A 13,570-nucleotide genomic window follows, 5' to 3' on the forward strand; every position below is an offset into this window, starting at 1 on the left:
GGGTTCTGTCGGTGCCGTCGGTTAACGTCATCGGTGTGGCACAGGACGAACTCTTCACCGTGAACGCCGACGTGGCCCCGCCACCGGAGCGCACGACGTCGAACGCGGGCGAGCCGCAGGCGGACCCCGCCAGCTCGCCGCTGGCCGTGCGGATGCGGCCGCGCTCGCTCGACGAGGTCGTCGGCCAGCAGCACCTGCTGCGCGAAGGCGCCCCCCTGCGGCGGCTCGTCGAAGGCGCCGCGCCGGCGTCGGTGCTGCTCTACGGCCCGCCCGGCACGGGCAAGACGACGCTGGCCAACCTCGTCTCGATCGCCACCGGCCGCCGGTTCGTCGCGATGTCGGCGCTTTCGGCCGGGGTCAAGGAGGTGCGCGGCGTCATCGAAGAGGCGCGGCGGCGCCGCCAGTACAACACCGAGAACACCGTGCTGTTCATCGACGAGGTGCACCGGTTCTCCAAGACCCAGCAGGACGCGCTGCTCGGCGCGGTCGAGGACCGCACCGTGCTGCTGGTCGCCGCGACCACCGAGAACCCGTCGTTCTCCGTGGTCTCGCCGTTGCTGTCGCGCTCGCTGGTGCTGCAGCTGCGCCCGCTGACCGACGACGACATCACGCGGCTGCTCGAGCGCGCGCTGGCCGACGAACGCGGTCTCGGCGGCGAGCTGACGCTGACCGAGGAGGCGCGGGCCCACCTCGTCCGGCTCGCGGGCGGGGACGCGCGCCGCGCGCTCACCGCGCTGGAGGCGGCGGCGGACGCGGCGTCGGCCACCGAGGCGAAGACGATCGACCTCCCCATCGTCGAGTCCACTGTGGACAAGGCGGCGGTCCGCTACGACCGCGACGGCGACCAGCACTACGACGTCATCAGCGCGTTCATCAAGTCGATCCGCGGGTCCGATGTGGACGCCGCGCTGCACTACCTGGCCCGGATGATCGAAGCGGGGGAGGACCCGCGGTTCCTCGCGCGGCGGCTGGTCGTGCACGCCAGCGAGGACATCGGGATGGCCGACCCGACGGCGCTGCAGTCGGCCGTCGCCGCCTCGCACGCCGTCCAGTTCATCGGCATGCCCGAGGGGCGGCTGGCCCTCGCCCAGGCGACGATCCACCTGGCGACGGCGCCGAAGTCGAACTCGGTCGTCACGGGCATCGACGCCGCACTGGCCGACGTGCGGGCCGGCCTGGCCGGCACGGTGCCGCCGCACCTGCGCGACGGGCACTACGCGGGCGCCAAGAAACTGGGCAACGCCCAGGGTTACCGGTACCCGCACAACGTCCCGGAAGGCGTGCTGGCCCAGCAGTACCCGCCGGACGAGCTGGTGGGCCGGGACTACTACGAGCCCACCCAGCGCGGCGCCGAGCGCACCCTCGCCGAGCGCGTCCCGAAGCTGCGCCGGACGATCCGCGGCGAACGGTGAGCCGGGCGGACGAATCTCCGGCCCCTGATCATCTTCGCGGCCCGGGGCGGTCAAGATCATCGGGTTTCGTAAGCTGCACGCCTCGAAGGTGACCCGATCCCGCAGGAGGCGTGCCCGTGCCCGCGACGCTGCAGTGCATCGTCCTGGATTGTCCGGAACCGGTCGTGCTCGCCCGGTTCTACCAGGCCCTGCTCGGCGGCGAAGTCGACCGGCCGGACCCGCGCTGGCGGGTCGACGAGGACTGGTCGACGCTGCACGTGAACGGGATGGTCCTCGGGTTCCAGCGGGCCCTGGACCACCAGCCACCGCGCTGGCCGGACCCGGCGCACCCGCAGCAGTTCCACCTCGACTTCGAGGTGGACGATTTCCGGGAGTCCCACCACGCGGTCCTGGCGAACGGCGGCCGGCTGCTCGATCCCGACCTCGGCGGCCGCGGCTGGCGCGTCTACGCCGACCCGGCCGGGCACCCGTTCTGCCTGCTGGGCGACTACTGAGCACGCGCTCGCCCGCCGCGGCCGAGATCGTTTCCCGCCCGGTCCCGGCGGCCGGTCAATAACCGCCCGGTGGTCGCGGCACCCGCCGTTTCAGCAGGTCAGAACCGGTGTTTAGGGTGAAGCTCCCCGCACCGGAGTTCCGATGACCGCATTCCCCGAGCTTGACGAAAACGACGAAAACGCGGCGATGAAGCCGGTCTTCGTCGACCCCACCGGACGGCGGCGCCGCATCGTCCGCCGGATCGCCCTCGCCGCGTTCGGCGGGCTGCTGCTCTACGTCGCGGTGTTCGTCGCCGCGCTGTTCGGCGCCCCCATCCCGACGGCCGCGCTGATCCCGATGCCCGGCCTGGTGCCGGAGCAGGCCACCTCCGTCGCGCCGCCGCCGGCCACCGGCGACACCGCCCGGCCGACCGGTGAACCGCGGTCCACGGCGCCTTCGCCGACCGTGGCCCCGGCGTCCGCACCCGGCTCCAGGGCGGCCACGACCGAGGCGACGGCGCCCACGACGTCGGCGCCGGCGACCGCGGTGACGTCCGAGCACCGCAACACCCGCGCGCCGACGTCGCCACCGGGGCAGACCAGGACGACCCCGCCGGGCAACGGGCGCTGACGGCGCCGGAACGGACAGCACGGTGAGCCACCACCGCACCCCGCCCCCGAAAGCGCACTGGGTGCTCCTCGGCACGATCGTCACCGCCGTCGCGGTGCTGCTCGGCCTCGACCTCGTCGTCACGGGCGGGTTCGACGCCGGCGAGGACCCGCCGGCGGGCGGGTCGGCGGCGGTCCCGGCCGACGTCCGCACCGGCGGCCCGGTCGTCGACGCCCGCGACGACCACCCGGTGGAACTGCGCCCGCACGCCAAGACCGTCGCCCTGACCTTCGACGACGGCCCGGACCCCGAGTGGACGCCGCGCGTGCTCGACGTCCTCGACGCCCACCACGCGCACGCGACGTTCTTCGTCACCGGCGCGAAAGCCGCCCAGCACCCCGAGCTGATCCGCGAAATCCTGGCCAGGGGCCACGAACTCGGCAACCACACGGCCACCCACTCCGACCTGCGCGAGGACGGCGACCTGCGGGCGAAGCTCGAGCTGCGCGCCACCGACCTCGCGCTGGCCGGCGCCGCCGGGGTGGGCACCTCGCTGGTCCGGCCGCCGTACTCGGCCACGGCGGCCGCCGTCGACGACGCGGCGTGGGCCTCCATGAAGCGGATCGGCGCCGAGGGACGGCTCGTCGTCCTGTCCGATGTGGACAGTCAGGACTGGCGCCGCCCCGGCGTGCCCGCGATCGTCGCGAACGCGACGCCCAAGGACGACCGCGGGGCGGTGGTGCTGATGCACGACGCGGGCGGCGACCGCTCGGAGACCGTCGCCGCGCTGGCGCGGCTCCTGCCGCGGCTGCAGGCGGCGGGCTGGAAGTTCGACACGGTCGGGGGCGCCACCGGGATCACCGAGACCGTCACCAAGGCCGATCCCGCGAGCCGCGCCGGCGGGTGGGCGCTGGTGGCGGCCGTCGGTCTCGCCGGCTTCCTCGCCGGGGCGATGCGGTGGCTGCTCGTCGTGGCGAGCGCGATCGCCGTGCTGCGGACGGTCCTCATCCTCGTGACCACCGCGATCCACGTGCGGCGGCACCGGTCCCGGCGGCGGGTCCGGGCGCGGGCGGGCGTCACGGTCATCGTCCCGGCCTACAACGAGGAAGCCGGGATCGAGGCGACCATCCGCTCGATCCTCGCCTCCGACCACCACCCGGTGTGGGTGATCGTGGTCGACGACGGCTCCACCGACGGCACCGCCGAGGTCGTCGAGCGGTTCCGCTCGCGCCGGGTCCGGCTGATCCGGCAGCGCAACGCGGGCAAGCCCGCGGCGCTCAACAACGGGCTGGCCGCGGCCCGCACCGAGCTGGTGGTCATGGTCGACGGCGACACCGTGCTGGAGCCGGGCACGGTGAGCGCGGTGATCAAGCCGTTCGCCGACCCGGCCGTCGGCGCGGTGTCGGGCAACGCCAAGGTCGGCAACCGCGGCGGCCTGCTCGGGCGCTGGCAGCACATCGAGTACGTCATCGGCTTCAACCTCGACCGGCGCATGTACGACGTCCTGGAGTGCATGCCGACCGTGCCGGGCGCGATCGGCGCGTTCCGGCGCTCGGCGGTGCTGGACCTCGGCGGCGTCCCGGAGGACACCCTCGCCGAGGACACCGACCTGACGATGCTGCTGGAGCGGGACGGCTGGCGGGTGGTCTACGAACAGGAAGCGCGGGCCTGGACGGAGGCGCCCTCGACGCTCGGGCAGCTGTGGAAGCAGCGCTACCGCTGGTGCTACGGCACGCTGCAGGCGGTCTGGAAGCACCGCGTCACCGTGCTGCGCGGCGGGTCGGCCGGGCGGCTGGGCCGGCGCGGCCTCCCGTACCTGGTGCTGTTCCAGGTCGTGCTGCCGATGCTGGCGCCGCTGGTGGACGTCGCGGCGGTGTTCGGCGCGCTGGCGGGGGAGTGGACCACGGCGCTGGGCTACTGGCTGGTGTTCCTGCTGATGCAGCTGGTGCCCGGGATCATCGCGTTCCGGCTCGACGGCGAGCGGCTCGGCCCGCTGTGGGCGTTGCCGCTGCAGCAGTTCGTCTACCGGCAGCTGATGTACCTGGTGGTCGTCCAGTCGGTGATGACGGCGTTCGCCGGCGCCCGGCTGCCGTGGCACAAGCTGGAGCGGACGGGCCGGAACGCGCCACCGCAGCCGGTCGGCTGAGCGCGCGGGACCGCCGTCCCTTGGGCACGATGAGGGCATGAGTGTCGCGTTTCTCGGAACCGGAATCATGGGCGCCCCGATGGCGGCCAACATCGCGAAGGCGGGCCTCGAGGTCCGGGTCTGGAACCGGACCCGGGCGAAAGCCGAGCCCCTCGCCGACGTCGCGGCGGTCGCGGAATCGGCGGCCGCGGCGGCCGAGGGCGCGGACACCCTCGTGACGATGCTCGCGGACGGACCCGCGGTGGCCGAAGCGTTCGAGGCGGCCTCGCCCGCTTCGGGCACGTTGTGGCTGCAGATGAGCACGGTCGGCCTCGACTGGACCGACCGGCTCGCCGCGCTGGCGGAGAAGGCGGGCGTGGTGTTCGTGGACGCGCCGGTGCTCGGCACGCGGCAGCCGGCGGAACAGGCGCAGCTGCAGGTCCTGGCGTCCGGCCCGGAGGAAGCCCGCCCGAAGGCCACGCCGGTGTTCGACGCCGTCGCGGTGAAGACGCAGTGGCTCGGCCCGGCCGGCAACGGCAGCAGGCTGAAGCTCGTCGTGAACGCGTGGGTGCTGGCCCTGACCAACGGCACGGCCGAAAGCCTCGGCCTGGCCCGCGCGCTGGACATCGATCCCGCGCTGTTCCTGGAGACGATCGAGGGCGGCGGCCTCGACGTCGGCTACGCGCACGTGAAGGGCGGCGCGATGCTGTCCGGCGAGTACCCGCCGTCGTTCCCGGCGGGCTTGGCGGCGAAGGACGCGCGGCTGGTGGTCGAGGCGGCCGGGGACGACGTCGACGTGGCGGGCGCCCGCGCGGTGCTGTCGCACCTGGAAGCGGCGGTCGAGGCGGGCCACGGCGACGAGGACATGGCCGCGCTCTACCGCGCGGTCGTGAAGGAGCATTAGAGGAGCGTCGCGAGCCGGTCGACGCCCAGGGCACTGGTCAGGAAGCGTTCCTTCGCGTTGCCCAGCAACTTCCGCGTCCACGACGTGAAGCCGCCATCGCCCACTTCGGCGAGCTCACCGCCGCCGAAGGACGCGTACACCTTGAAGCAGAGGCCGGCGTAGTACCCGCCTCGGCCGCTCTCGCGCTCCGGGAACGGGCGGACCGGCACGTCCGGCACCGCGTCGAGCAGGCCCTCGAACCGGGGGTCCAGCACGGTCACGGCGAGCTCGACCGCGGACGCGCCCAGCGCCCGGCAGGCGGCAGCCAGCAGTCCGGCGTGCTCGGCCAGGTGCTGCCGCTCGAAGGCCAGGTCGCCGGAGTCCCGCCCGGCCGTCACCGCACCGAAAAGGGAGAAGTGCGCGAACATCCCCGCCGGGACCCGCTGGGCCCGCACCACGCGCTGCACCGAGGCCAGGCGGACGACGTCCTCCGCCGAGCGCCGGACCGCCGCCTCCAGGGCCAAGCCGGTGGTGGGGTCCGCGGCGACCTCGGTGCCGCGGCCGGTCGGCACCACCCGGTGCTGGGCCACCCCGGCCACCGCCGAATGGGTGCCGAGCGGGACGAGCGGCGAGAGGGCCACCAGGTCGAAGCCCGCGGCCGCGCCGAGCACGGCGTCTTCGACCCGGCGCAGCAGGGCGAACGGCAGCGGGCTCGGCACCGCGAACCGGTCGGTCCGGTGCCGGCGCAGCACGTCGGGTCCGGCCAGCCGGGCCGCGCGCCGGCGCGCGACTTCCAGCTGCACCGTCGTCAGGTCGGCACCGGGCAACGCGGCCAGCACGTCGGCCGCGCCGCCGCCCGGCCCGGAAAGCACCCGGCGGCCGGGTCCGTCGTCGTGTCCCATCGCCCAGGTGTACCGCCCCGCGCGGGCCCGGGGCGAAGGGTTTTCCGGCCCGAACGGGGTGACACGGTCGGGGACCCGGCCAGGCGGTAACCTCATCGGCACCCAAGACCCGTGAACCGAGGAGGGCCCGTGTCGGCAGGGCAGATCGCCGCGTTGATCGCCGCAGGAGCATTCGTGGTGCTGGTCGTCCTGCTGGCGATCCCGCTGATCAAGCTCGGCAAGACGCTGGACGCGGCCACCGAGGCGATCGAGCGCACCAACAGCAACACCGACCCGCTGCTGATCGGCGCGAACCAGACGATCACCCACGTCAACACCCAGCTCGAGCGGGTGGACGGGATCACGTCCAACGCGCAGGCGGTCACGGGGAACGTCTCCGCGCTGACGTCGGTGTTCACCGCGACGCTGGGCGGTCCGCTCGTCAAGACCGCGGCGCTGTCCTACGGCCTGTCGAAGGCGATCCGGGCGCGCAAGAAGAAGAGCGCGCTGAAGGCCGCGAAGAAGGCGGCGAAGTGAAGCGGCTGTTCTGGCTCGGCGTCGGCGTGGTCACCGGGGTCGTGCTGTCCCGCAAGGCCGCCGAAACCGCTCGTCAGGCCACTCCGGCCGGGTTAGCATCGAACCTGGGCGACGCCGTGCGAGAGCTGGCGGGCGCCGTGGGTTCGTTCGGCGCCGAGGTGCGCGCGGGCATGAACGAGCGGGAGCAGGAGTTGCACGACATGGTCGAGGAGCGGACGGGCGTCACGGCGCCCCGCGCCGAAGGACGGCACGCCGCTGCCGCCCGGCGCCCGGTCCGGCGAGCTCGCCGGGCGGAGGGCTGATCCGGGCCTGCCCGGAACCCTTCCGCCGTCGACGTCGACCCCGTTCTTCTTCACCAGCTACAAGGACTGACCCGTGGACACACACGAAATCACCGATCGTTTCCTGCGCCATTTCGAGGGCAAGGGCCACACGCGCGTGCCCAGCGCGCCGCTGATCCTCGACGACCCGAACCTGCTGTTCGTCAACGCCGGCATGGTGCAGTTCAAGCCGTACTTCCTCGGTGAGGCGCCGCCGCCGTACCCGCGCGCGACCTCCGTGCAGAAGTGCGTGCGCACGCCGGACATCGACGAGGTCGGCAAGACCACCCGGCACAACACGTTCTTCCAGATGGCGGGCAACTTCTCCTTCGGCGACTACTTCAAGGAAGGCGCCATCGAGTACGCCTGGGAGCTGATCACCAAGCCCCAGAGCGAAGGCGGCTACGGCCTCGACCCGAACCGGCTCTGGGCGACCGTCTACGAGGACGACGCCGAGGCGGCGGGCCTGTGGAAGAAGATCACCGGCCTGCCCGGCGAGCGCATCCAGGCGCGCGACATGGTCGACAACTTCTGGTCGATGGGCATCCCGGGCCCGTGCGGACCGTGCTCGGAGATCTACTACGACCGCGGCCCGGAGTACGGCCGCGAGGGCGGCCCGGTCGTCGACGAGGACCGCTACATCGAGATCTGGAACCTGGTGTTCATGCAGAACATCCGGGGCGAGGGCAGCGGCAAGAAGGACTTCCCGATCCTCGGCGAGCTGCCCGCGAAGAACATCGACACCGGCATGGGCGTCGAGCGCGTCGCGACGATCCTGCAGGGCGTCGAGAACGTCTACGAGACCGACCTCGTCCGCCCGGTCATCGGCCGCGCCGAGGAGTTCTCCGGCCGCCGCTACGGCAGCAACCACGCCGACGACGTCCGCTTCCGCGTCATCGCCGACCACGCCCGCACCGGCGTGCTGCTGATCGGCGACGGCGTCACCCCGGGCAACGACGGCCGCGGCTACGTCCTGCGCCGCCTCCTGCGCCGCATCGTCCGCTCCACGCGCCTGCTCGGCGTGCACGAGCCGGTGCTGCAGGAGTTCGCGAAGGTCGTGCGCGACACGATGGGCCCGACCTACCCCGAGCTGGTCGACGGCTTCGACCGGATCAGCGAGGTCGTCCGGATCGAAGAGGAAGCCTTCCTCTCGACCCTCACGAGCGGTTCGCGCATCTTCGACCTCGCGGCCGAGGAGACCAAGCGCGGCGGCGGGGACGTGCTGGCCGGCGACAAGGCGTTCCAGCTGCACGACACCTACGGCTTCCCGATCGACCTGACCCTCGAGATGGCGGCCGAGCAGGGCCTGAGCGTCGACGAAGAGGGCTTCCGCACGCTCATGAACGAGCAGCGGACCCGCGCGAAGGCGGACGCGGCGGCCCGCAAGACCGGCCACGGCGACCTCTCGGAATACCGGAAGGTCCTGGAGCAGCACGGCGAGACCGAGTTCCTCGGCTACACCGACCTGCAGGCCGAGGCGACGGTCGTCGCGCTGCTCGAAGACGGCCAGCCGGTCCGCAGCGTCTCCGCCGGCAAGAAGGCCGAGCTGGTCCTCGACCGCACGCCGTTCTACGCCGAAAGCGGTGGCCAGGTCGCCGACACCGGTGTGCTCGTCGGCGACGGCGTCGAGCTGAAGGTCCTGGACGTCCAGAAGATCGTGCCCGGCCTGTACGTGCACCGCGTCGAGGTGGAGCAGGGCGAGGTCGGCCTCGACACCAAGCTCACCGGCTCGGTCGACGCCCACCGCCGGCTGTCCATCGAGCGTTCGCACTCCGCGACGCACCTGGTGCACGCGGCCGTGCGCGGCGCGTACGGCAAGCGCGCGGCGCAGGCGGGCTCGCTGAACTCGCCGGGCCGCATGCGGTTCGACTTCACCACGCCCGGCTCGGTGTCGGCCGACGTGCTGACCGAGGTCGAGCAGGAGGTCAACGACTACCTGCAGACCAACGTCGAGGTGCAGAGCTACACCACGACCAAGGACAAGGCGCTCGAGCTGGGCGCGGTCGCGCTGTTCGGCGAGAAGTACGGCAACGACGTCCGCGTGGTCGACATGGGCGACTACTCCCGCGAGCTCTGCGGTGGCACGCACGTCGAGCGGATCGGCCAGCTCGGCCTGGTCAAGCTCGTCTCCGACGCCTCCATCGGCTCGGGTGTGCACCGCGTCGAGGCGCTGGTCGGCACGGACGCGCTCAAGTACGTCCGCAAGGAGCAGCTGCTGGTGTCGCAGCTGGCCAACACCTTCAAGGTGCCGTCGGACCAGCTGCCGGGCCGCATCGACGACGTCCTGACCCGGCTGAAGAACGCCGAGAAGGAGATCGCGCAGCTCAAGACCCAGCAGGTGCTGGGCTCGGCGGGCGCGCTGGTCGACAAGGCCCAGGACATCGGCGGCGTGACCGTGGTCGCCGAGGTCGTCCCGGACGTCGACGGCAACGGCCTGCGCGCGCTCGCCTCGGACATCCGCGGCCGGCTCGGCTCGCGGCCCGGCGTGGTGGCGCTGTTCTCGCCGGCCGGCGAGAAGCTGAGCTTCGTCGTCGCGACGACCAAGGCGGCCCAGGACAAGGGCATCGCCGCGGGCAAGCTCGTCCCGTCCTTCGCCGAGAAGATCGGCGGCCGCGGCGGCGGCAAGCCCGACATGGCCCAGGGCGGTGGCACGAACCCGGCCGGCGCGAACGAGGCGGTCACGGCCCTGCGTTCGGCGATTGCCGGCATTGGTTAACCGCGGAAACCGCGGCCCGGACCGGCCAGGAGAGGCCGATCCGGGGCGCGGTCGTCGCCTCGGCGTCGATGTCGGATCCGTCCGGGTCGGCGTGGCGCTGAGCGATCCGGCCCCCCTGCTCGCTTCGCCATTGGTTACCCTCTCCCGCGATGCGACCGACGACAGTGATCTGGACCAGCTGGCCGCCCTCGTCACCGAGCACGAGGTGGTCGAGGTGATCGTGGGACTGCCGCGAACGCTCGCCAACCGGCAGGGTCCGGCGGCCGAGCTGGCGATCGCGTATTCTGAACGCCTGGCCGGGCGGATAGCGCCCGTGCCGGTCCGGCTGGGCGACGAGCGGCTGACCACGGTCACCGCATCCCGCATCCTCTCCCAGCGCGGGGTCAAAGGCCGCAAGCAGCGCGCGGTGGTCGACCAGGCCGCCGCCGTGGAGATCCTGCAGGCCTGGATCGACGCCGCCGCCGCTGCGCACCGCGCCCGGGAGGGAGACCGATGAACGAGCAGCCACCTGAGCCCCCTCGCGGGCGCAGGCGACTCCGCGAACCAGGACCGGCCACCCCGCCGCCGTCCCGGCCCGCGCCGAACCCCCACGACCCGCGCGCGAGCGGGTACCAGGAGCTCCCGCAGCCGTCGCGGCACAGCGGCTCCCACGAGCTGCCCCAGCCGTCGCGCCGGGGCCGGCCCGAGCCGGGCTACGACCCGCGCCGGGACGCGCCGCCGTCCGGCCGCCGTCGCCGGCTCGAGCCGCCGGGCACGCTGCCCCAGGCCGAGGACGACTTCGACCCCCGGGAAGCCGAGCGTTCGGCCCCGGTCCGCGCCCGCCACGGCCTCGACGACGGCGCCGACGGCCCGGCCCCGCGCCGCGCGGCTCCCGAGCCGGGGCGCCGCCGCGCGGCCCCCGAGGAGCCGCCGCGCCGCCGCCGTCCCGCGCCGCGCCCGGACGAAGGGGCGGACGCCCGCCGGCGCCGCCCGAGTCCCGAAGAGCTGGCCGAGGCCGACGCGGCCCGCCGCCACCAGGCGATGCTCGACCTGGAAGAGGCCGCCGAAGCACAGGCCGCCCGGCTCCGGGGCGCCCCGGACGAAAGCCCTCGGCGCCGCCGCCGGGCCGAGCCCGATCCGGCGGAGGCCGTCGAGCCGCCGTCCGGCCGCCGTCGCCGGGCCGAGCCCGAGCCCGTCGAGCCGCCGCCCGGCCGCCGTCGGGCGGCACCGGAGCCGGTCGAGGCCGCCGAGCCGCCGCCCGGCCGCCGTCGGGCCGCACCCGACCCGAACGAAGCCGCCGAATCGAACCGGCGGCGCGCGGCGCTCGAACCCGACGCCGACCCGCGCCGCGGCGTGCCGGAACCCCCGCGGCGGCCCGTCCAGCCGGGTGACCGTTCTGTCGGCGTGCCCGAACCCGGCCTGGAGCCGCCGCGCCGCCGCCGTCCGCCGCCCCCGCCGGTCCGCGAGGACCCGCCGACCGACATCATCCCGGCCCAGACCGCGCCCGAGCCGGTGCACGAGGAGCCCGAAGAGCTCTTCGCCGAGGACGACGAGTACGCGGAGTACGACGACTACGACGAGTACGAGGACTACGACGACGCCGAGTACGAAGACGAGTACGAGGACGAGCCGGAGCCGCCGCGCAAGAAGAAGAAGGGCAAGCGCGCCCTCGGCTGGGTCGCGGCGCTGGTCGTGATCGTGCTGCTCGCCGGCGGCGCCTACTACGGCTTCAACAAGATCTTCGGCTACGACGACTTCGAGGGCGCCGGCGACGGGGACGTGCTGTTCCAGGTCGACGACGGCGACTCGACGTCGGCGATCGGCCAGAAGCTCGCCACGGCGGGCGTCGTCGCCAGCGGCAAGGCGTTCGTCAAGGCCGGTGAGGACAACCCGAAGCTGGCCCGGATCCAGCACGGCTTCTACGTGATGAAGTCGCACATGTCGGGCGCCAGCGCGGTCGACCGGATCACCGACGCGGCCGCCCGCGTCGGCCAGCTGGAGATCCGGCCGTACACGCAGTTCGACGACATCACCCAGCCCGACGGCAAGGTCACGCCCGGCGTGTACAGCCTGATGGCGAAGGCGTCGTGCGCGCAGATCAACGGCAAGAGCACCTGCGTGACCGCCGACGACCTGCGCAAGGTGGTCGACGGCGCGGACCTGAAGACGCTCGGCGTGCCCGACTGGGCGATCGACCCCGCCAACAAGGCCGACCGCAAGGACCGGCGGCTCGAAGGCCTCATCGCGCCCGGCCTCTACGACGTCCGGCCCGGCGCGTCCCCTCAGGAGATCGTCGGTCAGCTGGTGCGGAGCTCCACCGAGGCGATCCAGAACGCCGGGCTCAGCCCGCAGTCGACCGGCCCGGGGATGACGCCGTACCAGACGCTGATCATCGCCTCGATCATCGAGCGCGAGGCGGTGAAGGCCGACTTCGGCAAGCTGTCGCGGGTCATCTACAACCGGCTGGCGATCAACATGCGGCTGCAGATGGACTCCACGGTCAACTACGTGCTCGACCGGCCGACGCTCGCGACCAACGACGACGACCGGAACAAGGCCGGGGCGTACAACACCTACAAGAACACGGGCCTGACGCCGACCCCGATCTCGGTGCCCAGCGCCGACGCCATCCAGGCGGCGGTGCACCCGGCGACGGGCGATTGGGTGTACTTCGTCAAGTGCGAGAAGAACGGCCTCTCCTGCTTCGGGGTCACGTTCGACGAGCACAAGGCCAACGTCAAGCTGGCCCAGCAACGTGGTGTCTTCTGAGCCCCGCCGCGCCGCCGTGCTGGGCAAGCCGGTGGCGCACTCGCTGTCCCCGGTGCTGCACGGCGCCGCGTTCGCCGCGCTCGGCCTGACCGGCTGGACCTACGAGCGCATCGAGACGAGCGCGGAAGAGCTGCCGGGCCTGGTCGACGGCCTCGGCCCGGAGTGGGCCGGCCTGTCGGTCACCATGCCGGGCAAGCGCGCCGCGCTCGACCACGCGGACGAGGTGACGCCGCGCGCGGCCGCGGTCGGCGCGGCCAACACCCTGGTCCGCACGGCGAAGGGCTGGCTCGCGGACTGCACCGACGTCGACGGCGTCACCGGGGCGCTGCGCGCGGCCGGGGGCTACGAGCCGTCGCCGTCGGACACGGCGGTGGTGCTCGGCGCGGGCGGCACGGCGGCCGCTGCGGTCGTCGGGCTCGCCGCGCTCGGCGTGCGGCAGGTGCGGCTGGTCGTGCGGGAACCCGCGCGGGCCGGCGAAACGCTCGACGCGGCGAAGCGGGCTTCGCTCGACGTCGACGTGCTTCGCTGGGCCGAAACGGACTTCGCGACCCTGGGGTCGGTCGCGGTGCTGGTGAACACGGTGCCGCCCGACGCGGTCGTCCCGCACGTGGCCGAGCTGGCGGCCGTCGCGCACGTTCTCGACGTCATCTACCACCCGTGGCCGACGCCGCTGGCCGAAGCCGTCGCGGCGCGGGGCGGGCGGCTCGCGACCGGGTTGGACATGCTGCTGCACCAGGCGTTCGGGCAGGCCGAGCACTTCACCGGGCGGCCGGCCCCGCGCGCGGCGATGCGCGACGCCCTGCGCGAAGCGACCGGGAACCTGCTGCCGCTGCCGATCTCCTGAAAAAACCGGTTGCGCGAGTTG

General features: G+C 73.4%; 12 protein-coding genes. 11 read left to right on the forward strand and 1 reads right to left on the reverse strand.

From position 1 onward, the window contains the following. Positions 1–35: 35 nt before the first annotated feature. The 5 genes from ACWEVP_RS16890 (at position 36) to ACWEVP_RS16910 (ending at position 5,524) form a co-directional block, all read left to right on the forward strand. Positions 36–1,412: a replication-associated recombination protein A gene (locus ACWEVP_RS16890; RefSeq protein WP_452063456.1), complete on the forward strand. Its 1,377-nt coding sequence runs from the start codon at positions 36–38 to the stop codon at positions 1,410–1,412. A gap of 116 nt (positions 1,413–1,528) precedes the next feature. Next, positions 1,529–1,906 (forward strand): VOC family protein, encoded by a 378-nt coding sequence (locus ACWEVP_RS16895; protein ID WP_452063457.1) that lies wholly within the window; start codon positions 1,529–1,531, stop codon positions 1,904–1,906. Positions 1,907–2,048: 142 nt separating this feature from the next. Continuing rightward, positions 2,049–2,516: a hypothetical protein gene (locus ACWEVP_RS16900; RefSeq protein WP_452063458.1), complete on the forward strand. Its 468-nt coding sequence runs from the start codon at positions 2,049–2,051 to the stop codon at positions 2,514–2,516. A gap of 22 nt (positions 2,517–2,538) precedes the next feature. Next, entirely contained in the window at positions 2,539–4,641 is a 2,103-nt protein-coding gene (locus ACWEVP_RS16905; RefSeq protein ID WP_452063459.1) for a bifunctional polysaccharide deacetylase/glycosyltransferase family 2 protein, read from the forward strand. A gap of 37 nt (positions 4,642–4,678) precedes the next feature. Then, a complete protein-coding gene (locus ACWEVP_RS16910; RefSeq protein ID WP_452063460.1) occupies positions 4,679–5,524 on the forward strand; it encodes an NAD(P)-dependent oxidoreductase in 846 nt (281 codons plus the stop codon). On the opposite strand, the gene ACWEVP_RS16915 is transcribed toward ACWEVP_RS16910, so the two are convergent. Then, the gene (locus ACWEVP_RS16915) at positions 5,521–6,405 is read right to left on the reverse strand and encodes a hypothetical protein (protein ID WP_452063461.1); all 885 of its coding nucleotides are present in this window, start codon (positions 6,403–6,405) and stop codon (positions 5,521–5,523) included. The genes ACWEVP_RS16910 and ACWEVP_RS16915 overlap by 4 nt on opposite strands. Positions 6,406–6,534: 129 nt before the next feature. Between ACWEVP_RS16915 and ACWEVP_RS16920 the strand changes: the two genes are divergently transcribed. From ACWEVP_RS16920 to ACWEVP_RS16945, 6 genes are all read left to right on the forward strand, one after another. Continuing rightward, positions 6,535–6,921, forward strand: coding sequence for a DUF948 domain-containing protein (locus ACWEVP_RS16920; RefSeq protein ID WP_452063462.1), 387 nt, complete (start codon positions 6,535–6,537; stop codon positions 6,919–6,921). Continuing rightward, positions 6,918–7,223: a hypothetical protein gene (locus ACWEVP_RS16925; protein WP_091308341.1), complete on the forward strand. Its 306-nt coding sequence runs from the start codon at positions 6,918–6,920 to the stop codon at positions 7,221–7,223. Before ACWEVP_RS16920 ends, ACWEVP_RS16925 begins: the two co-directional genes overlap by 4 nt. Positions 7,224–7,296: 73 nt before the next feature. Then, positions 7,297–9,957 (forward strand): alanine--tRNA ligase, encoded by a 2,661-nt coding sequence (gene alaS, locus ACWEVP_RS16930; protein ID WP_452063463.1) that lies wholly within the window; start codon positions 7,297–7,299, stop codon positions 9,955–9,957. Then, positions 9,950–10,453: a Holliday junction resolvase RuvX gene (gene ruvX, locus ACWEVP_RS16935; RefSeq protein ID WP_452063645.1), complete on the forward strand. Its 504-nt coding sequence runs from the start codon at positions 9,950–9,952 to the stop codon at positions 10,451–10,453. The genes alaS and ruvX overlap by 8 nt, the downstream gene beginning before the upstream one ends. Beyond that, a complete protein-coding gene (gene mltG / locus ACWEVP_RS16940) occupies positions 10,450–12,705 on the forward strand; it encodes an endolytic transglycosylase MltG (protein ID WP_452063464.1) in 2,256 nt (751 codons plus the stop codon). Before ruvX ends, mltG begins: the two co-directional genes overlap by 4 nt. 16 nt (positions 12,706–12,721) lie before the next feature. Then, complete coding sequence (locus tag ACWEVP_RS16945; protein WP_452063646.1) at positions 12,722–13,549, forward strand: shikimate dehydrogenase; 828 nt, start codon at positions 12,722–12,724, stop codon at positions 13,547–13,549. The last annotated feature ends 21 nt before the right edge of the window (positions 13,550–13,570 follow it).

Source organism: Amycolatopsis sp. NPDC003865 (genome assembly GCF_053605345.1).

Coding starts and splice junctions, on each gene's coding strand:
- ACWEVP_RS16900 (WP_452063458.1), top strand. CDS start 2,049: ATGACCGCATTCCCCGAGCTTGACGAAAACGACGAAAACGCGGCGATG.
- ACWEVP_RS16915 (WP_452063461.1), bottom strand. CDS start 6,405: ATGGGACACGACGACGGACCCGGCCGCCGGGTGCTTTCCGGGCCGGGC.
- ACWEVP_RS16910 (WP_452063460.1), top strand. CDS start 4,679: ATGAGTGTCGCGTTTCTCGGAACCGGAATCATGGGCGCCCCGATGGCG.
- mltG (WP_452063464.1), top strand. CDS start 10,450: ATGAACGAGCAGCCACCTGAGCCCCCTCGCGGGCGCAGGCGACTCCGC.